At 44.1% G+C, this 20711-nt stretch carries 14 protein-coding genes; 7 read left to right on the forward strand and 7 right to left on the reverse strand.

Translation table 11 applies throughout. From position 1 onward, the window contains the following. Positions 1–40: 40 nt before the first annotated feature. The 4 genes from C5745_RS10180 to C5745_RS10195 form a co-directional block, all read right to left on the reverse strand. Positions 41–1039, reverse strand: a complete 999-nt coding sequence (locus tag C5745_RS10180; protein ID WP_105716886.1) for a BT_3987 domain-containing protein — start codon at positions 1037–1039, stop codon at positions 41–43. Positions 1040–1057: 18 nt separating this feature from the next. Beyond that, on the reverse strand, positions 1058–2914 hold the full coding sequence (locus tag C5745_RS10185) for a RagB/SusD family nutrient uptake outer membrane protein (RefSeq protein ID WP_105716887.1): 1857 nt from the start codon (positions 2912–2914) through the stop codon (positions 1058–1060). Positions 2915–2933: 19 nt separating this feature from the next. Further along, the gene (locus C5745_RS10190) at positions 2934–6257 is read right to left on the reverse strand and encodes a SusC/RagA family TonB-linked outer membrane protein (RefSeq protein WP_243403306.1); all 3324 of its coding nucleotides are present in this window, start codon (positions 6255–6257) and stop codon (positions 2934–2936) included. A gap of 253 nt (positions 6258–6510) precedes the next feature. Next, a complete protein-coding gene (locus C5745_RS10195) occupies positions 6511–7617 on the reverse strand; it encodes a FecR family protein (RefSeq protein ID WP_105716889.1) in 1107 nt (368 codons plus the stop codon). Between the two features lie 328 nt (positions 7618–7945). Here C5745_RS10195 and C5745_RS10205 point away from each other — a divergent pair, with 328 nt between their 5' ends. Next, complete coding sequence (locus C5745_RS10205; protein ID WP_243403307.1) at positions 7946–8314, forward strand: DUF4260 domain-containing protein; 369 nt, start codon at positions 7946–7948, stop codon at positions 8312–8314. 163 nt (positions 8315–8477) lie between these two features. After that, positions 8478–9185, forward strand: a complete 708-nt coding sequence (locus C5745_RS10210; RefSeq protein WP_105716890.1) for a DsbA family oxidoreductase — start codon at positions 8478–8480, stop codon at positions 9183–9185. Here the strand turns inward: C5745_RS10210 and C5745_RS20815 are convergent. Continuing rightward, positions 9080–9454 (reverse strand): SDR family NAD(P)-dependent oxidoreductase, encoded by a 375-nt coding sequence (locus C5745_RS20815; protein WP_117584410.1) that lies wholly within the window; start codon positions 9452–9454, stop codon positions 9080–9082. The genes C5745_RS10210 and C5745_RS20815 overlap by 106 nt on opposite strands. Before the next feature lie 408 nt (positions 9455–9862). Here C5745_RS20815 and C5745_RS10220 point away from each other — a divergent pair, with 408 nt between their 5' ends. Continuing rightward, complete coding sequence (locus C5745_RS10220) at positions 9863–11056, forward strand: ATP-binding protein (protein WP_105716891.1); 1194 nt, start codon at positions 9863–9865, stop codon at positions 11054–11056. Positions 11057–11111: 55 nt separating this feature from the next. On the opposite strand, the gene C5745_RS10225 is transcribed toward C5745_RS10220, so the two are convergent. Further along, positions 11112–11966, reverse strand: a complete 855-nt coding sequence (locus C5745_RS10225) for an SDR family oxidoreductase (protein WP_105716892.1) — start codon at positions 11964–11966, stop codon at positions 11112–11114. 101 nt (positions 11967–12067) lie between these two features. Next, positions 12068–12850 carry a helix-turn-helix transcriptional regulator gene (locus tag C5745_RS10230; RefSeq protein ID WP_105716893.1) on the reverse strand — a complete coding sequence of 261 codons (783 nt, stop codon included), beginning with the start codon at positions 12848–12850 and terminating at the stop codon, positions 12068–12070. Between the two features lie 534 nt (positions 12851–13384). Between C5745_RS10230 and C5745_RS10235 the strand changes: the two genes are divergently transcribed. The 4 genes from C5745_RS10235 (at position 13385) to C5745_RS10250 (ending at position 20709) form a co-directional block, all read left to right on the forward strand. Continuing rightward, positions 13385–13969, forward strand: coding sequence for an RNA polymerase sigma factor (locus C5745_RS10235; protein ID WP_105716894.1), 585 nt, complete (start codon positions 13385–13387; stop codon positions 13967–13969). Positions 13970–14037: 68 nt separating this feature from the next. Next, positions 14038–15255 (forward strand): FecR family protein, encoded by a 1218-nt coding sequence (locus C5745_RS10240; RefSeq protein ID WP_105716895.1) that lies wholly within the window; start codon positions 14038–14040, stop codon positions 15253–15255. Positions 15256–15358: 103 nt separating this feature from the next. Further along, positions 15359–18934 (forward strand): TonB-dependent receptor, encoded by a 3576-nt coding sequence (locus C5745_RS10245; protein WP_207795771.1) that lies wholly within the window; start codon positions 15359–15361, stop codon positions 18932–18934. Between the two features lie 8 nt (positions 18935–18942). Next, entirely contained in the window at positions 18943–20709 is a 1767-nt protein-coding gene (locus C5745_RS10250; RefSeq protein WP_243403309.1) for a RagB/SusD family nutrient uptake outer membrane protein, read from the forward strand. Positions 20710–20711 lie beyond the last annotated feature (2 nt).

The raw sequence follows: 20711 nt of genomic DNA on the forward strand, positions 1-20711 counted from the left end.
CTATTGAGCAATGCCAAATAGCAGGCAATACCAATCGGTTCTAAAAGGCTTCAATCTCCGCGATCGCACTGGTATCTCCATTATTACTGTGGCTATTAACCACTGTAATTCTAAAATACCTGCCTTTGACGCTTTGCTCAAAATATATCGTGAACTCGGGTGTTGGCGTCGGTTCCAGCGCAGTGGAATAGATGCCCGCCGATTCCCAGACAGAACCATCCTCGCTGACTTCCACGTTCACCAACCGTGGAAAAAGATAGAAGTTGTGATTCATATTGGTGGGGTTGGTGCCCAAACGACCAAATAACTGTACACCGTGCATTGTTTGGCTAACACCCATATCTATGCTGACATGATGGGGATGGACCGGACGTTGATTGTTCGCATCCCGCCGCCATTTCGTTAGCCAATTTGTGTTTATATCGCCATCGATCGCCTTCCAGGCCGGTCCTTCATCATTGACATCTTCTTCAGACGAGAAGTCATGTATTTCCCAGTCATTTTTGGCGTAGGGTGTATAAGGATTGGTAACATAACCGCCACTTACGACATAATAGGTTGTCCGCTTAGACTCTTCAATACGTACGGATCCGGTAGTAGATTGGATAGAAACCGGAATGAGCACCGGGCGAGTACCACCAAAATGCAATGGGTTTACCTCCAGACGCGTCGAATTGCTGCCCGTTTTTCCAACAGGAATGGTAACGGTATTTTGAACCAAACGATAGCTGTTTTCCGGCGCTATTTCGTAGTTGGTGCCGTTTTGTGTATTGAATGGCTCTACCAATTCCGGTTGTACTTCGAAGGTGATCACCAGATTTTCTGTTAGTTGGTTAAAGCCACCGTAGCCCGCACCAAATGCTAGCTGGTGCCATTCGTCGGTAATATCGTAGGTTTTTTCAATTGATATGTCACCTGCGGATTGCATGAAAACACGCGAATACTGCTCGCTGTCTTCAATGCTGAGTGATTGTGGCTCACACGAGAATAATAGTAAACCCACTCCAATGATAAATATATTTCTGATTGTTTTTGTCATAACACAATTATTTGTTGATTACCAACCGGGATTCTGTACACAATTGGGATTACGTTCCACCTCGCGCTGCGGTATCGGAAATAGATAGAACGCTTTCCTGAATACTCTGCTTTCAAAGGCTGTCCGTTGGAAAAAATTAGGATCGCTATTGGAGGTTCCTCCGTCTACGTTCATGCCGTAGAAAGGCCCCGCATCTGTTTGCTCGGCAATTTTCCATCTTCGGGTGTCAAAGTAGCGTAGGTGTTCCATCGTGAGTTCGATACGTCTTTCTCTGCGGATTTCCTGACGCATTTCGGACTGTCCGGGATCACTCGCCAATGCCGGAATACCGCCTCTTTCTCTGATCTGATTTAGGTATTTCAATACGTCAGGATTGCCGGCGTCATATTCATTCAGTGCTTCTACATAGTTGAGCAGAACTTCGGCGTAACGCATCATGACATAGGAACGTTGCGCACAGGTTTGGCGTGGATCGTAGGTCGGTGATACGTTCTTACGGAAAAGATAGCCGGTTTCGGAGTAATCATGTGACCCTCCCTTTCCTGATTCTCCGGTTAAATACAATTGTATTTCGCGTGCGCCAAGACCAGAAGTTGTATTGATCCAGTCACTACCACTGTACGTGACAGTTGCATAGAAGCGTGGTTCGCGATTGATATACATATTGTGTGTGTTGACACTGCGCGTAGCTCCTGGTGCGCGAAAGGAGCTAAACCCTGTTTCGCTATAGCCAGAAGAAGTATTGATGATAGGCTCGCCATTGCCATTGTATCCTGTAACGGGAATAGCACCGTTGGCCATGCGGTAAGTGTCGACCAGTTGCTGCGTGGGACCCATGCTGGCATATCCACTTGCTAACCGAGGTGTGCATGACCGTTGATAGCTACATAAACCGTTAGTATTTCTAGCCATGATCCACTCGATGTTCCAAGAATCCAGAAATACATCTCGGTAAGATTGAAAGGCATTAATCTCCCCATTTTGGATCACTTTATATAACCCCAATTGACCAGATGATTCTGCATAATCTATCACCTCCTTGGCTGCTGCGGCTGCTCTTTGCCATTTTGAGGCAGTCGTTGTGGTGTTCATCAAAGGCGTGCCATCAGGGTTGACAAATCCGGCGTAGTCGTTATTTCCATTAAATAGGGGGCTTGCCGCGTAAAGTAAGAGTCGGCTTTTGATCGCTTTACATAAAATCTGGCTGGCACGACCAAAATCGGCTACCATATCCTGTTGGTTGATATAATGTACAGGGAGATCTTGAGAAGCAAGATCTAGTTCACTGACTACGTAATCTACACAAACGTCAAAGGGTGATCGCGGTATTTGCATAACGGGATCGTCTGTCGGTAGATCAGGCGCAATCTCTTCGTCACCCAGTAGAATCACAGGCCCGTATTGTTTCAGTAATTCTGCATAGAAAAAAGCACGTAAAAATCTGGCTTCGGCTTTACGTTGACGAATCAAGGCTTCTCCTTCTCGTTCTAAAAGTATTTGCTGGTTGCCGTCGATATTGTTGATAAAGGTGGTCGCAGAACGAATGCCTTTATAGTAATGCTCCCAAAAATTCCAGTAATTGGAAGCGGCATTCCAATTTCCCAGATTGACGCGGAACGGTGTGTTGCGTTGGGACACGTCTGCATCATCGGAGATGACATCCCACGGTGTGTTATTGGTGCGGTGTGCTTCGTCCCGGATTTGGTTGTATACACCCGCCAACCATTCTTCGGAGAGGTCGCGCCGGTTGAAAATCTCCTCGATGGTGAGGATGTCATCTGGAACTTGGTCAAAGAAGTCCTTATTACAGGCGCTGGTAGCTAAAATCGCAGCAACCAGGAGTAATTTTGCGAAGGTATTTTTTATTTTTTTCATTCTCTTTGAGATCAGGATTTTAAAAGTCTAGTGTAAAACCAAGAGTATACGAGGCGGTTAGCGGATACTTGGTTCCGCGTCCTTCTGGCAGCTCAACATCCCAAAATTTGAACGGACTCCACGTGACTAGATTGTAGCCAGCGAAGAAGATATTGGCATTGTCGATTTTGGCACGTTTTACCCAAGTTCTGGGCAATGTATAGGTAAGTTGCAAGGTTTTTAACCTGACATACCGACCGTTTTTGACCCACCAGTTGCTCTCGACAAAATTGTTGTTCGGATTACCGTCGCTCAATCGCGGGTAGAAAGCATCTTGTCGAGGATTTTCGATCGTCCACCGATCTTCGATGTTATTCAGTAAGTTCCCCCGGTTCAAGCCGTGCTGAAAAGGCATCAGCCCCTCACCGTTCATGCGGATATCTACGTTGCCCACACCTTGAAAAAGTGTCGATAAGGAAAGTGCTTTATAGCCAATAGTAAATCCAGCACCATAAACCCATTCAGGAATTGTACCATAACCATAAGGTATTTTATCGAAGTCGTCGATAATGCCATCACCGTTGACATCCTGAAAGCGAATGTCGCCTGGACGTACGGTGCCGGGATGCAGCGGACCGTTTTCGATTTCTTCCTGATTTTCAAATAAACCCGTAGCTACGAAACCAAAGCGTTGCCCGACTTTACGGCCTCGTCGATCTAGCCATGGATACATCGGTGTCGGTTGGTCGTTTTCAACGATGAGATTACGGTTATAAGTAACATTTCCAACAAGCTGTAAACGCAGCTCGTTGAATTGCCTATTGAACGTGACGTTGGCGTCGAAACCTTTATTGTCTATCACACCGAGATTACCCAATGGTAGCGTTTGTAGACCTAAGTAGGCGGGCACTGCACCGCGCTGCAAAAAGATGCCTTCGCGTCTTTCTTTGAAGAAATCAAGTTGAACGTTTAACGCGTTGTTTAAGACTTGCAGGTCTAGGCCAAGATTGGATTTGGTAGCTGTTTCCCAAGTGACATTCACGCCGTAATCGCCTATGTTGTGTGAGCGCAAAAAGGCATCGTTTCCTCTATCGCGACCAAATAGATAGCCTCCGCTACTGGAGGTGGATATGGTAGACAGGTAAGCGAACCGCCTGCCGGTAATTTGACTGTTCCCTACTTTACCGTGTGAGAAACGTAGCTTGAATAGGTTAACCGCGTCTTTCAAAGGCTCGAAGAAAGGTTCTTCGCTCAGCACCCAGGCGACACCGCCGGAAGGAAAAAAGCCGAACCGATGATCGGGGGCAAAGTTTTCTGATCCATTATAGCCGAAATTGGCATCAATAAAGTATCGGTTGTCATAGCCATAAGTAGCGCGCCCAGCCAAACCGAGAAATCGGTAAGGTAGTGAAGCGGTTAGATCGCCTGCTTGGGAGTTGAGCTCGTCGCTTTGATTGTACAACAACATCCCTGTAACGTCGTGCTTGCCAAAGGACTTATTGTAATTCAGGGCACCTTCCCAATAAATAGTACGTGTACCTTCGCTAGATCTGTTAAAGGAAAGAAAGCGATCGCCGCGGTAAGTTTCTTCGTATAGCATGCTGCCATCGGTATCGCGGCCTGTTGCGATAAAAGTATCTGGCCGGCGTGTACGCCTCATGGATGTATAATTGTAGACATCAAAAGAAAACATGGCGGTCGCGGAAAGGCCATCTGTAATGAACGGTAGTTCTTGTGTAGCACGGAGATTAGAAAACAATTGATTACGCCATTGATTGGCATAACCTGTTTGGGTAATCAATGCATAGGGGTTTTGCAATGACCCAGAACGCTGATCGGCAATTTTTCCGTCTTCATACATTACCGGATGTACGACTGGTGTCATGTACCATAGGCCCTCCACTATGTTGTCTTGAGTCGTCCCTGGAATATTGATGTTGAGCAAATGACCGTTAATGCCTAATTCCACCTTCGTTGTGTTGCTGGCTTGTACGGTAAGGTTACTGCTTAGGTTGTAACGCGATCGACGCGACCTGTTGTCATAATCGGCATCGCCTTGCTTATATAAACCCAGTTCGTCTAGGTAACTCACGCCGACATAGTAGTTGGTTCGATCTGATCCGCCGTTGATATTCATATTGCCTCGGCGCTGGTAGCCCCATTTGTTAAATGTCGCGGCGGTCCAATCGACGTTGGGATAAAGATACGGGTCAGTACCCTCAGCGGTCATACGGATTACATCGTCGCTGTAGATCGGTGCAGCTCCGCGGTTGGTCAAGGCTTCATTGGACATGCGCATGAAGGTAGCGCCATCTGCAAATTCAGGCATCTGGGTGAAGGTTGTCAAACCATCGTAATACCGGAAACCAAATTTCGGTTTGCCTGCGGTACCCTTTTTGGTGGTAATGAGTACTACGCCGTTGGCACCACGCACCCCATACACAGCGGTAGCTGCCGCATCTTTTAAGATGGTGAAATTTTCTATGTCCTCCGGATCGATGTTGGCCATGTCGCGCGGGACGCCATCGACCAACACAAGTGGGCGACTGAGCCCCTGACTGAAAGTGGATATGCCGCGGATAAATACGTCTGAGTTGTCAAACCCTGGTTCGCCACTGCGTTGTACAGCAACTACACCTGCTAATCGTCCGGCTAAAACGTTCGTTAGGTTTGCGGCGGGTACTTGCAATTCACTGGGATTCACACTGGATTGGGCACCTACGACGCTAATTTTCTTTTGCGTACCGAAGCCCACGACTACGACTTCATCGATGCCTGATTCGGTGGGAGTGAGGGTTACGTCGATAACTTGCCGATTGCCAATGGACTGCTCATGTGGTTTATACCCTAGGGAAGCAAATACCAATACAGAATGTGGAGGAACGGACAGGATATACCGCCCATTGAGATCTGTTGTCGTCCCGATACTCGGTCTATCTTTTAGGGATACTGAGACCCCAGCCATGACGTTTCCTGTACTGTCGCGGACTGTCCCGCGTACTTCGACGTTGCTTTGAGCGTAGAGGGTTTTTACATCTGTATTTCGTGGTATCTCCTTCAGGACTACGAAGCCGTCTTTAACTTCATAAAACAAAGCGTGCGGCGTAAGGATGTCTTTCAGTATATCTCGCACTTTTTTATTGCCGTTGTACGTGACCCGTGCGTCGCCAGGTAACTGTGAAGAACGGTAGGCGAGTGGAATTCCCGTTTTGATCTGAAGTTCTTCCAACGCTTTGCTCAAAGGTATGCCGGGAAAAGAAACTTTTGTTTTGTTCTCTAATTCGGCCTGACCGAAACTAGGATTTGAAGCGGATACCAGCGTGATGGTGAATGTGAGGGCAGCTACTAAGCTCGTAATACGCATAATTTTCGCGAATTTAAATCTGCTTCTAATTCGTAATTTTTTTTGCATTTTTGTTAAACTGAAAAATGGGTTAAACAATGTTTGATTCGTTTCACAGCAAGACAGTAAGTTTCTCAGGCTTTGGTTGTCTTGGTGGATACAGTACAATGCGGGGGAGTATTCGATGAATATTCTCCCGTTTTTAGATTTGGGGCTTAAGGAGGATTGATTTCTTTTCGCATATAGGTATTATTGATGTATTATATTTCTTTTCCTATTGGCATGTTGATCCGGATATGAGCACGCCGTTTTCAATCGTCTTTAGTTGTCCGTCGCGGATTAGTCTTACTAGACCATTCAGTGCTTCATCTAAGGTTTTCTTATTCGCTGCAAGGGTAATTTTACATCCTGATAGGGCTGGATCAATTGTTATCTCTTTGCCATAAAAACGCTCTAATTGCTGTACGACCAAATCCAAGGACTGATCGTAGAATGCTAGGTCTTTGTGCATCCAATTATTGATGTTAGAGACGTTCGTTTTACGCAATCCCGTATGTTCTTCGATACCAGCTTTTTCAAATGGCCCGAGTGCAACTGTAGGAGAGATAAGGTGCTCGGTTTCTGCTTTGGAAGGTTTTGGAGAGTGTACTTCTTGTTTGGTGTTGGACTGCGCAAGATTAAGCCATACTTCCGGTAAATTATGCAAGCTTTTCGATACACTATTTTCGTCAATCTGCATCACTTGTACTTTGCCTTCGCGCACCGTAACCGCCTGCTCTAATTCGGTGTCGACATTGAACGACGTGCCAACAACCCGAATGCTAAAATCTCGTGTTACAACAAAGAAGGGTTTGCTCGAATCGGGTGCTACGTCAAAGAAAGCCTCTCCACTCAGTTTGATAATACGGTAGTCTAATGAGCCCATATTTTTCGGAATCTGTACGGTCGCCCCACCGTTAATGAAAATCACAGAGCCATCAGAAAGCGTTATTTTTTTCTGTTCCCCTAGGGTCGTCTGCATTGTCTGCCATTCTACGTCTGGATCTTTTGTAAACATATGTATAGACCACCAGCCAACAAGAAGCAAAAGTATAGTGGCGACCATTCCGCTAAACCATGCACGCTGGATGATAGGCTTAATGGGTACCACAGGTGATGTCTCCTTTATGAGACGATCCCGCATACGCGCTGAAGTACTTTCTGGCATACTGGACATGGTACTTAAGCTGTCGCTGAACGACTGCTTCATGTCTTCAAATAAGATCTCTTTGCCTTCTTCGCTCTTGAGGTATGCAGCGAGTTCAATAAGCTCGCTTTTATTTAACAGGCCGGATTTATATTTCTTTAGGAGATGCTGTATCCGGTCGTGGTGTTTCGCCATCTTGATCGTATTTTGACTGTCCGTTTACTAGTATATATCTGAAAAGCACAGGACCGGGGGGATCAGGTATTAAAATAAACGAATTTTTTAACGCAAGCTTTTATCCACTTGTAATGGTTGGTATGAATCGGTTTGTTTGGGTTATTAGACAATTTTTAACTATTTTGTTTAGCCTCGAAATTCCGCTACACTATATCGCTTCGGTACTCGGGATGTCTGCCGAGACACTTAGCCGGATTAGAAAACGCCAGATGGAAAAACCTTGACTTTTGTCAAGATCATTGATGTGGCAATTGACGACCTTTGCTATACCAAAAAATAACACAACATGACAAAGCAAATGGATACACTATTGAAACTTGAAGAGGTAGGGCAATTTTTGCTGGCTATCTTATTGTTTACGCAATTGGATTACGCCTGGTGGGTTTTCCCAGCTTGTCTTTTATTACCGGATATTTCCATGTTGGGTTATGCGGTAAATCCCAGCGTAGGAGCCGTTGCGTACAATATTGTTCACCATAAATTCACGGCATTGTTGGTTTTAGCCATTGGGTTAATATTCCACATCCCGGTATTGTCCCTCGCGGGCATCATTCTCTTCGGCCATTCAGCCATGGACCGGATTTTCGGTTATGGGTTAAAGTATGGCGATGATTTCAAGCATACGCACCTCGGCTGGATCGGGAAAAAGAAGTAGATTTATATTTCATCCCTGTCTTTATATCAAGTGTTATACCTGCTTTTCATCTTTATGACTTACGTTCCACATATTCCTCTTGATAGGGAATGTGTTTGTCTGTAACTTCGAGTACGGCGGAATAGCCCGCTGATAAGGAAAGAAAATTAAAAGATAGAAGAAAATGAAAATAGAAATCTGGAGTGATGTGATGTGCCCGTTTTGTTATATCGGGAAAAGAAATTTTGAAACAGCATTGGCACAGTTCCCCGAAAAAGAACATATAGAGGTTGTTTGGAAAAGCTTCCAGTTAGACCCTACGATTCCCGAAGTAGCTAATGAAACACAGGAGGAATATTTGGTAAAAAGAAAGGGAATGAGCATAGAACAGGTAAAAGGGATGCTGGAGAACGTAACGCAATCCGCAAAAGAAGCAGGTTTGGATTATCACCTCGACAAGTCGATGATTGTCAATTCGCAAAAAGCGCATCAGTTGATCCAATTTGCTAAAACCAAGGGTTTGGGCGACGAAGCGGAAGAGCGCTTGTTCAAGGCTTTCTTTACGGAGGGAAAAAGTATTGCAGATATCGAAACATTGACCCAACTAGGAAAAGAAATTGGATTGGATGAAACCGAACTGCAAACGGCATTTACGGATGATAAATATGCTTATTTAGTAAATCAGGACATCCAGGAAGCCCAACAGATTGGTGTAAGGGGTGTGCCGTTTTTTGTCATCGACAGAAAATATGCAGTATCCGGAGCACAACCGGCAGAGGCTTTCCTTCAAACACTCGAAAAAGCCTTCCCCGAGTGGCGCAAACTCAATCCTGAAAATAATTTTGAGATCGCAAAAGGGCAAAGTTGTACGCCGGACGGCAAATGTGAGTAGGCAAGCGTACCGCCATCTTCACTAACATCCTGTCCGGTGGTATACGTGGCCGCCGGCGAGGCCAAAAAGCAGGTCATAGCATCGAAATGCACATTATCGGGAATAGCTATCGCTGTGTCTACTTTAGGTTTTCCTGTTCGGCTTAGTGCAAATACGTTGGCGCCACAATTTGCCAGCGCAATGGCCTGGCTGAGCCCCAAACCGCTGGAAGCGCCGGTAACTATGATTCGAAGCCCTTTTAAGGAAAATGTTTTCTCAAGATAATTCATAAAATCACGTTATCAGTTGTATTATATCTCCTGTAAAAAGCTATCTTTAAAGGAGAAACCCCATCCTGGTCGGTTATGCGGTAAAGCTAATCCGTTATTGATTTCTAGCGGATAATCTATTAACGGATCTATCCAATCAAATGATTCGGCACCGGTTCCATTGCTTATGGTACATAAAAGAGGGACATCATAATCTTTGTAATAATGATGGCTAAAGATATTCCTGCCTGATGGCGTAAATATTGATATCCTTGGAAATCCCTGTGGTCAATAGGCTCCTCGAACCAGTGTTAGCTGGTTTGTTGCAATAGGATATGTTCGTAGGTAAAGCTACAATATAAAAATAGGTTTATATTGTAGTTTCAAAACTGCAAAATATTAATATATTTGTAGTTTCAAAACTGCAAAATGGAAACATTACTAAATTTTCAGGATATTTTATTACAAAGTGTTACGAATGATTTTCGTAGATATCTTCATGAAAAGATCAATTGGGATCAACGTATGATAGGTATTAAAGGCCCGCGTGGCGCGGGAAAAACAACATTATTGCTCCAGCATCTAAAATATGATTTGGGGGATAGTCGTCACAAAGCACTATATATCACGGCAGATCATATATGGTTTTATAATAATAGTTTACTGGATACGGCAACCGAATGGTATCAGCAAGGAGGGGAGGTGTTATTGATTGATGAGGTTCATAAATATCCGAACTGGTCTAGAGAACTCAAAAACATATATGATGGGATACCACAGATGAGAGTTGTTTTCTCTGCCTCATCGGCTTTGGATATCTATCGTGGACAGGCTGATCTGAGTCGGCGGGTGATCAGTTATGCATTACCTGGTCTATCGTTAAGGGAATACCTCGCATTTGCAGGGCTAGGTATTTTTGCCCCTGTATCTTTGGACCAGATCATAAATAGCCACCGGGATCTTAGTCAAGAAATCGCCTCGCGCGTGCGTCCGTTACAGGTTTTCGCACAATATTTGGAAAAAGGATACTTACCTATTTTTACGGAAGGTGAAAATGAGTACCTCCCCAAACTCGAACAGATCATCAATGCTGTCGTGGATACGGATCTTGCGTATATCGCTTCCTACAATGCAGGGACAGCGGTAAAAGTGAAAAAGCTACTTGGGGTCATTGCTGAATCTGCTCCGTTCAAACCAAATATTTCAGCCTTGTCAAGTAAGTTAAACATTTCGCGTGACCGCGTTTTGGAATATATTTATCAGCTCAGAGATGCAAGACTGTTGAATGTTCTTTCTGCCGAAGGTAAAGGTGTGTCTAAACTTCAGAAGCCGGATAAGATCTTTTTGGAAAACCCAAACCTTGCTTATGCGATCAGCAAAAGACCGGATAAAGGCAATTTAAGAGAAACATTTCTTTTAGGACAATTGTTGAATGCTGGCTTTGACGTGTTTGAGCCAGGTACAGGCGACTTTTTGGTTAATGATATCCATATCGAGGTTGGCGGAAAAAACAAATCGACTAAACAAGTGCGGGATACGACATCTTATATTGTTGCAGCTGACGATATGGAGACTGGTTTTGGTACAAAAGTGCCACTATGGTTATTTGGCTTTTTATATTAGAATCAAATGAAAATATGAACTTTTTGCCGTATAAAAGCTCCCAAGTACAACATAACTACAGACTTTTTATATACTCGGCCAAGGCTAAGGGCTTTCTGTCAAGCAATTTTTCAAGTGCTCTATCTACATAAGAAAATTCGCCCGATTTAATGCCATTTGCCATGCTTACCAACAAATCTGCTACATCAACAGGAATTTGATAGCTAATCAACTCTTCTCGGAAGACCTTTTCCGAAATGTCAGTATGATTGATTTTTATGCACTTCTTTTCTATACTTATTAACTGCGCCAATTCGGTAAATGAATAAGCAGTATCACCGGTGATTTCATAGATTTGGTTATCGTGTTCGCTTCCTGTAAGTATGTTTGCAATGGCTTCTGCTATGTCTAATCGGGAAACAAAACTCACCCTTCCATCACCTGACGGATAACGGATTTCTTTAGTTTCCATAGCATTCCCAATTAGCGCCGGAATAACTTCCATATATAAGCTGTTTCTTAAAAAGGTGTAATCTAAACCTGATTTACGAATTTCCTCTTCGGTCGCCATTGCCTGATGCGTAGCCAGAAAATGAGCGTTAGATTTAGGTGTGAGGCTGCTTGTGTAAACAATGCGTTTTACACCCATTGCTTTCGCTGCCAGTACCACATTTTTTTCTTGTCGCTTACCTGTTTCGCCAGTGCTTGTGGTTGATATTTGAAGTAAAGTCGTCACCCTTTTTAATGCTTCCTCTAATTCCTGTTGATTATTGTAGTCTGCCTTGCGGATCTTTACATTCTTAATATGCGAATTAGTTAATTTTTCAGGATTCCTGACAATAGCGATAATTTCTGTTGGAAGGACTTTCTGTAATAAAAATTGAATAGTCGCTTGGCCTAAATTTCCGTTTGCTCCTGTAATGGCTATCATAACGCTACGTGTGGGTTTACGTTGTTCATCATTTTAATTTTTTGTGATGGAACAAAGTTATGGTGACTTGAAATAGCTAAATTGGATAAAACCGACAGCGATTATATTTTCCATTCGGGAAAGTTTTCTACCTGTTCATTGGTTTGCTGAATGAACTGTTTTGGGTTCATTCCCGTAAATTCTTTAAACTCTCTAATGTAGTGAGATTGATCAAAATAATCATTTTGGTAGGCTAAATCCGTAAGATTATTAAAATCATTTTGTCGCAATGCTTGTAAGCCTGACTGAAAACGGACAATCCTTGAAAATGCCTTTGGCGAGATTCCGACATATTGCTTTACCAATCTTTCCAAAGAACGCTCGGACAAATTCATTTCCGTTTGGATGTCTTTCAATGTCTTTCCGTTTTGCAAAAGCGTAGCTGCAAAATCTGCTTTCTCCGCATAAAGTCCCGCCTGTTGTATTCGCTGAAGAAAAAAACGGGAGATAATTTCTATTTTATCAGGTACAGAAACTGCGTCGACAAGTTGCTCAAGAATTGGGCCGGCAGTAAGGCAGTCGATTGAGATGTGTTGGTTGGTCAGTTCGAAAGCGTCTATATTGAAAATGGTTTTTAGTGCCGTTGGTTGTAGGTACACACCGATATTTTTAAAATTTCCGATCGCTTTTTGCTCACTATGATAGGTTGTTTGCCCATATAAAAACATTTGCGGTAAGGTCTGCTGTTCGTTGTCGAGAAAGAGGTTTGCTTTTTCCTGGAATATAAGCCCCGGTAACCCGTCCGGTATAATTTTGAAAGTTTTATCACCGATATCTTCCAATACCCAAAAATACCGGATATAATCCTGTAAAGGCTTCATTGGAACAATCTTTTGATAATACATTGTGCACTTTTAAAACTAAGATACTGCAATTATACGTAATTCTCTGCCGACTATTCTAACGCCAATCGAATTGCCTGTTCTACTGGAGCATAATCATCAGTCGAGTCTGAAAGAGATAATTCTCCTTTCAACAACAATGGCGGTTGTGCCATAAATTTGGGAACGGTTCCACGACAGCGCATTGCTTAAGAACTAAGCTCAAAAAGGATTTTATAACATTACCGTCATTCTCATCTGACAAATATAAATAATTTTTTTACATCCTTTTTGGTCATGCTGGATCGAGCTTTCCTCATCATGGAATCGGTGGTTGTCCGGTCGGAAACTGGTGTCCATTACAAATGGATAAAAGTTTCCATTGCTAATGGATAGATGTGTTTTTAATGATATCGGTGACGTAGGTATACCGGGTAGGATGCTAGCCTAAATTTTTATTTGATTAGTCAAAATTTTATAAGAAATTAATCTTAATTTTAAATGCGCGTAACAATTATTTTGTCTATTTGGCCATAAAACAAACCTATGCTATTTTAGATGGTTTTAGTTGGGACATCTTTTGATTTAGAGATTTTTTCGCAGTTTAAATCTGGGGATGGACTTGCTTTTCGGCAAATCTTCGACCACTACCAACCGCTACTGCAGGCTAAGGTAAGACAATTTTGCAAAGACCAGTGCGAAGCCGAAGAGGTGACGCAAGAAGCCTTTGTACAGCTTTATCTTAAAAGGAGCACGATTGACGGGCCAGAGGGAATTTACCCATTCCTGCAGGTCGTCGCCAAAAGAATGGCGGTTACGCTCTTCCGTAAATATGTTGTACAGCAAAACTACCGCCAGGAGCTACAGCATGTATGGAAGGAAGCGCATACGAATCTTGAACAGGAAGTACTTTACAATGACCTGCACGGTATTCTTCAGGAAACGATCCGCCAGTTGCCTCCCCAACAGCAGCTGGTTTACCGGATGAATAAACTCGAACAGTTAAGTTCTTCGGAGATCGCGAAGCATATAGGTTTATCCAAAAATACGGTTAGGAACCATTTAAACCTGGCCTGTAAATTTGTCCGTTTTCGACTGGAGAAAATAATCGGGGTAATCTGCTTCTTTAATCTTTTCTATTAAAAAAATTACTTCTCGTTGGTACATCTGTCTTGCTTATGCGATATATATGGTAAGAGCAACAGAAAAACATGTCACAAAAAGAGAAATATCAATCCATTATCCGGCGGTTTTATAACGGTACCGCCTCCGATAAGGATATGCAGCTTATCCAGGCGATGATGGATGATGCAGAGTTTCTCGCTGCATGGGAGGACGTATGGTCTACAAGTGTACCCGCGAAACCCAGCGCTAATACGGCCGAGCAAGAAAGATTATTTGATAAGGTTATGCACGATGAGCGTGTCATAGCTGATCGTGCGATACACGCCGTTCGACATAGCAATCGCTATAGACGGCTCTGGAGGTATGCTGGGGCAGTTGCCATGTTCCTATTGACGATAGGTATCGCATTTTGGGTATACCATGATCCGAAAAAAGAACCGCTGTCGGTCGCCGAGCAGCAGAATGAGGTAGAAGAGGTGCTGCCGGGGAAAGAGCGTGCGATGATTGTATTGAACAATGGGAAAAGTATTGACCTTGAAGCATTGCCGGGAGATACTACGCTGCAAATGGAGGGCTTCTGTATACATAAGAGCCGCGACGGCATCATTTCTTACCAGGCGGACAAGGACTACCAAACGGCTGGCCGATTAGCCTATAACAGGATCGTGACACCCAGAGGAGGTGAGTATGCGCTCCTATTGCCCGACGGAACAAAGGTGTGGCTGAACGCGGTCACCACCCTCCGTTATCCAGTAGTTTTTGACGACAAGGAACGGGTAGTACAGATGGAGGGGGAAGCGTATTTTGAAGTTAGTAAGGCGGAACGCCATGGTAAGCGTATTCCGTTTATCGTAGAAACCGAGAAACAGCGTTTGGAAGTGCTGGGAACCGTATTTAATCTGAATACGTATGCAAACGATGTCGTGACAACACTGGTCGAAGGAAAAGTGAAACTTTCGTTCTCGGGTACGGATGCCGCGGATAAGGTTTTGGAAGCTAACGATCAGGTGCGATTTGATAGGGAGAAGGAACGCTATACATACGCCAAAGTGGATCCGTTGTATTTTACTTCCTGGAAAAACGGCAATTTCGCTTTCTCTAATACGGATGTCCATCAGGTAATGGAAGACATCGCTAGATGGTACGATATCGAGGTGATCTATAAACTGTCCTCACAACCTATTCGCTTTTCCGGGCGTATCTCGCGGTATGAAAATATTGATAAAATGTTGGAACTTATAGCTATGACTGGTGAAGTCCGGTTTAAAAGAGAGGGAAGGAGGGTGTATGTGCTAGACGAGTGATAAACCAACTATAGCAAAAAAATCAGGAGCGGTTGCAACGCTCCTGAAAGTAGTCTTTGGTAAAGACGATTGATTGAATGTTAACGAATAAATAATCAACCAGATGCAAAGTAACAAAAAAAATTTGGTAGGATATCCTTATGGAAAGAAGGAAAATACTACCTCAATTCCTATATGTATGAAGTTGTCATTGGCAATACCTCTTTTATTGGCTGCAACTCTACAAGTAAATGCGCTTACCTATGGACAGCGGATAACGCTCGCGAAAAAGAATACAAAACTTAGCACGGTGCTTCAAGATATCCAGCTGCAAAGTGGCTATAATATCTTTTATGCCGAATCTGTATTGGAAACGAGGGCTAGGGTTAATGTTAACCTGAAGAACGTGACGTTAGAGGCTGCATTGAATGACTTGTTGACAGCCAACCAATTGGATTATAAGATCGTGGACAAAAATATTATTGTAAGTCCAGCGAAGTCGGCACGTACTGTGCGGTTAGACAAAAAAGCAGTAACGGTCGTTGCACAGCAGAGAACCATTAGCGGTGTAGTAACCAATAGCACTGGCGAACCGATGTACAATGTGACGGTAAGTGAGAAGGGTACAGCCAACCGTACAGCTACGCAGGAAAACGGCCGTTTTGAGATCGTATCCAGGGAATCGGATCTCGTTTTGGTTTTTTCTATTGTGGGCTATAAATCCCAGGAAGTGCAAGTGGGGAATCGTACTAGCATGCGGGTCGAGATGGAGGAGTCGATACACAGTATGGATGAGGTCGTGGTGGTAGGCTATGGACAGCAGAAGAAAGTAAACTTGACGGGAGCGGTAGATCAAGTTGGTGGCGAAGTATTTGAAAACAGGCCGATTACCAATATAGCTCAAGGCCTGGTTGGAGCTGTCCCGAACTTGAATATACAGATGCTGGACGGAAAACCTACGCAATCTCCTGCTTTTAATGTTCGGGGAACTACGTCAATTGGTCAAGGCGGTAATGCCCTAGTGTTGATCGATGGGGTAGAGGGAGATCCTCGGATGTTAAACCCGAACGACATCGAAAATATCTCGGTATTGAAGGACGCGGCCTCAGCTTCTATATATGGCGCACGTGCGGCATTTGGTGTTGTGCTGATCACGACAAAATCTGCGAGTGAAGGACGTACATCTATTACCTACAATGCAAATATGTCGTTAAGGTCGCCGACTACCGTGCCGGATAATATTACGGATTCGTATCCCTGGGCGAAAGGATTTAATGATGCTTGGTCTAATTGGAATGATAACGGAACGAGCCCGACGGCCGTTAATAAAACGTTGCCGTTTTCTCCGGCGTATTTAGCAGAAATCAAAAGACGGTGGGAAGACCCTTCGCTGCCACGCGTCGAAGTAAACCCATCAACCGGCGAGTATATGTATTTTTACAGTACGGATTGGTACAGGGAATTGTACAAGGATAACCTCATGGCTCAAGATCATAATATAGCCGTCTCGGGTGGTAGCGAGAAGGTGGTGTACTATCTGAGTGGTAGATATAATGGACAAGATGGGCTATTCCGCTATAATAGTGATGATTATAGTATGTATAATCTGCGGGCGAAAGGGGCAGTGAACCTGACGTCGTGGTTACAGGTTGACAATAATACCGAATATTCTAATATGAGGTATTTCCAACCGATCAATGTCGGTGAGGGAAGTGGTATATGGCGTAATCTGGCGGATGAAGGGCATCCATTAGCCCCGCTTTTGAACCCGGACGGGACACTTTCTTTCTCGGCAGCTTACACAGTGGGCGACCATTATTTAGGCAGAAACGGCGTAGATAGTGAACATCGGTTCTTAAAAAACAGAACCGGAGCTGTGGCAAGTTTCTTGGATAAGAAATTGAACATCCGCGCGGATTTTACATTTCAAACGACAGATATTCGCGCGCAGCAAAACCGGGTACAAGTACCGTATAGCCGCTATGAGGGCGTGATCGGCTACACAGGAACAAATACGAACGATCTGCAAGAAAGAAGACAGACTACGCAATACATGGCGACGAATGTGTATGCAGATTATACCACGACTATTGAGGATAAACATAATTTCTCTTTCCTCTTAGGATATAATTACGAACAGTCTCGCTACGATAATTTGACTGTACGGAGAAATGGTATCGTTTATCCAGATGCGAAGGATATTAATTTGGCCCTGGGGCAAGGCATTGTAACAACAGGTGGCTTAAAAAAATGGGCAATAGCCGGTGGTTTCTTTCGGGTAAACTATAATTTTATGGAGCGGTACCTGCTCGAAATTAATGGCCGCTATGATGGATCATCTAAATTCCCGTCAGATCAACAATGGGCCTTCTTCCCTTCGGCTTCGGCTGGTTGGAGACTCTCGGAAGAATCTTTCTGGAAAGTGAATCCTCGATACCTGGCAAATGTGAAGATCAGAGCTTCATACGGGATGTTAGGCAATGGTAACATCGATCCGTACACATTCATGGAAAACTTTACGATTACCCAGTCAGAACGTATCATAGCGGGATCGCGCCCACAAAAAACGAATCAGCCGAATGTTGTCCCCGCCGGATTGACATGGGAAAAATCGGCAACCAGCAATATCGGTTTGGAATTTGCCCTGCTGGATAATCGCTTACAATTTGTGGGGGATTATTACAAACGTACCACAACGGATATGTTTACCGTTGGCCCCACACTGCCGGCAATTTTTGGAACGGACGTACCAAAAGGTAACTATGCCGATTTGCAAACAAAAGGTTGGGAAGTAAATGTTACTTGGAAAGATAGGTTCCAGCTCAACAATAAACCGTTTAACTACGATATACGTTTTGTACTAGCAGATTATACGGCTGAAGTAACCAAATACAACAATGCGGACAAATTGCTGACCGATTACTACGTGGGCCAAAGAATCGGTGAGATCTGGGGATATCGCGTAGAGGGCCTTTTCCGTTCGGAAGAGGAGATTGCAAATTCAGCTTCGCAAACGAATGTTCCGAATACCAATACGCGTAAAAACTATCCGGGTGATCTAAAATTCAAAGATCTGGATGGGGATGGAGTAATTTATCAAGGTCTTAACCAGGCTGATAATTCCGGTGACAAAACGATAATCGGTAACTCCACCAGCAGGTACACTTTCGGGATCAATTTGGGAGGTGATTGGAACGGTATATTTGTATCTGCATTTTTACAGGGTGTGCTGAAACAGGACTGGTATCCTTCTGCAGAGTCCCGCTTCTGGGGTCAATATAACCGCCCATACAATGCTTATCCAAGATGGCATGAAGCCAATATGTATCGCGAAGAGTTGGGTAACTTTGATGCGTATACGCCGCGTCTTGTAGGCTATATTGCACAGGGGAGTGGTAGGGCGTTGAATGTCGCGAATGATCGCTTTTTGCAGAACGCGGCCTATATCAGGTTAAGAAATCTTCAGGTGGGCTATAACCTACCACAAAAAGTCACTTCCAGAATCAACGCATCCACAGTAAGGCTCTATATGTCCGCAGAAAACATCTGGACTTGGTCGCCGATGTATAAATGGACGAAAGATACGGATGTGACAAATATCTACGGATCGGATCGGGATTTAAGTGGAGGAAATAGCGGTGACGGGTATAATTATCCGGTTCTGAAAGCTTTCGCTCTAGGTCTTACAGTTGGATTTTAAATATGATAATGATGAAAAAGCTACAATATATATATGTGCTGTTGGCCCTTGTTGCGACTTCGTGTAAGCTGGATGAAATACCAGTAGATACGGCGTCTAATGAAGCAATTTTTGGGTCTGAAGCTGGCATGCAGTTATATGCAAACTCTTTTTATGATATCCTGCCCAATCCGGATGTCGGAGTATTCCAAAAAGATGATCTGTCGGATTTCGTTGCAAGGAACGGAGTCGACAATTTTCTAGCACCTAATGCGTTGAGCCCTATTACCAGCACGGGATGGGACTGGAAGCCACTGCGCAATATCAATTATTTTATCGAAAACGCGCAAAATAGTCCGGTTCAGAATAAGGAGGAATTCATTGGCCTGGCTCGTTTCTTTAGAGCGTTGTTCTATTTTGATAAAGTTAAACGCTTCGGGGATGTTCCTTGGGTAGAAAATACTATTGACATCGATAATGATGGGGTACTTTATGCGGGAAGGAATGATCGTTTTGACGTAATGGAAAAAGTGCTCGAGGATCTGGATTATGCGATAGAAAATATCGGCCTCGAATCGGATGCGACCTCTACACGCATAACTAAAAATGTAGCGCGCGCCTACAAAACACGGATTTGCCTTCATGAGGCTTCATTTCGCAAGTACCACACTGACTATCAGCAGACAGCTACGGCTGAGCGCTGGTTTAGGGAGGTGGTAAAAGAGGCCAATCAGATCACTGGTTTTACGTTGCATAAGGCCGCTAACTTGGAAAACGCCTATCGGGAGCTTTTCATCACGAAAGTGCCGTACGCGGATGAAACGATGCTTGCCGTAGCGCTGGATGCAGGATTGCAGGTGTTTAGTTCGGCAAATCGACGTTTCATTAGCCCGACCTATGGGAATAGGCCCAGCTTGACGCGGGATTTTGTTAAGATGTATCTAAATTTGGATGGCTCTCGTTTTACCGATGCACCAAACCATTTCGCGACTACGTTTGCTGATGAAGTGCAGGATCGTGATTTGCGGCTTAAACAGACGATACGATCTGGCGACTATCACCGGACAGAAAATGGTGTGCCTGTTATTGCTCCACCGAATTTTACACAGACTTATACGGGTTATCAGCCTATAAAATGGTGTTATGACGAACGTTTTCCATATGATGATGAAAGCAGAAACGATAACGCGCATATTATCATGCGCTGGGCGGAGGTGTTATTGAATAAAGCGGAAGCTTTGGCGGAATTGGGAGAAATGAGTGTCTCGGAGTGGGGTAATACCATAGGTGCACTTCGCGAACGAGCAGGGATTGCTACATCGGCAGCGTCGGAATTGCCTACCTCTGCGGACCCGTATCTGGTTGATTATTACAAAGGAAAATTCACGGATCCAGTGATGTTGGAAGTAATGCGCGAACGTGCCGTCGAAATGATTTTTGAGGGGTTGAGAACGGATGATCTAATTCGGTGGAAGCTGGGTGAACTCTTCCAGTCTTCGAAGATGAACGGTATATATGTGCCAGCGCTCGGAGAGTATGATCTGAATGATGATGGGGTAATGGATGTATGTTTCTATCAAGGTGACCGCCCGAGTTCTTCTACGCCTGGGATTGCGTTTGTCAGAGTGGCTACGTCCGACGCGGCCGGCCAGATACGGCTATCCAATGGAACCTCCGGGGAGATCATCTGGAATCCGGGACCGCGTGAATGGGCTGATAGAAAATATCTCTATCCTATACCACTTGTAGATATTGAACGCAATGAAAATTTAGGACAGAATGAAGGTTGGAAATAATT

Origin of the sequence: Sphingobacterium haloxyli, assembly GCF_002980525.1 — a bacterium.
Lineage (GTDB): Bacteria > Bacteroidota > Bacteroidia > Sphingobacteriales > Sphingobacteriaceae > Sphingobacterium > Sphingobacterium haloxyli.

What these genes read in the sequence shown, in the direction of transcription:
- C5745_RS10180 (WP_105716886.1), bottom strand. Translation starts at nt 1,039, where the DNA reads ATGACAAAAACAATCAGAAATATATTTATCATTGGAGTGGGTTTACTA.
- C5745_RS10185 (WP_105716887.1), bottom strand. Translation starts at nt 2,914, where the DNA reads ATGAAAAAAATAAAAAATACCTTCGCAAAATTACTCCTGGTTGCTGCG.
- C5745_RS10190 (WP_243403306.1), bottom strand. Translation starts at nt 6,257, where the DNA reads ATGCGTATTACGAGCTTAGTAGCTGCCCTCACATTCACCATCACGCTG.
- C5745_RS10195 (WP_105716889.1), bottom strand. Translation starts at nt 7,617, where the DNA reads ATGGCGAAACACCACGACCGGATACAGCATCTCCTAAAGAAATATAAA.
- C5745_RS10205 (WP_243403307.1), top strand. Translation starts at nt 7,946, where the DNA reads ATGACAAAGCAAATGGATACACTATTGAAACTTGAAGAGGTAGGGCAA.
- C5745_RS10210 (WP_105716890.1), top strand. Translation starts at nt 8,478, where the DNA reads ATGAAAATAGAAATCTGGAGTGATGTGATGTGCCCGTTTTGTTATATC.
- C5745_RS20815 (WP_117584410.1), bottom strand. Translation starts at nt 9,454, where the DNA reads ATGAATTATCTTGAGAAAACATTTTCCTTAAAAGGGCTTCGAATCATA.
- C5745_RS10220 (WP_105716891.1), top strand. Translation starts at nt 9,863, where the DNA reads ATGGAAACATTACTAAATTTTCAGGATATTTTATTACAAAGTGTTACG.
- C5745_RS10225 (WP_105716892.1), bottom strand. Translation starts at nt 11,966, where the DNA reads ATGATAGCCATTACAGGAGCAAACGGAAATTTAGGCCAAGCGACTATT.
- C5745_RS10230 (WP_105716893.1), bottom strand. Translation starts at nt 12,850, where the DNA reads ATGTATTATCAAAAGATTGTTCCAATGAAGCCTTTACAGGATTATATC.
- C5745_RS10235 (WP_105716894.1), top strand. Translation starts at nt 13,385, where the DNA reads ATGGTTTTAGTTGGGACATCTTTTGATTTAGAGATTTTTTCGCAGTTT.
- C5745_RS10240 (WP_105716895.1), top strand. Translation starts at nt 14,038, where the DNA reads ATGTCACAAAAAGAGAAATATCAATCCATTATCCGGCGGTTTTATAAC.
- C5745_RS10245 (WP_207795771.1), top strand. Translation starts at nt 15,359, where the DNA reads ATGCAAAGTAACAAAAAAAATTTGGTAGGATATCCTTATGGAAAGAAG.
- C5745_RS10250 (WP_243403309.1), top strand. Translation starts at nt 18,943, where the DNA reads ATGATGAAAAAGCTACAATATATATATGTGCTGTTGGCCCTTGTTGCG.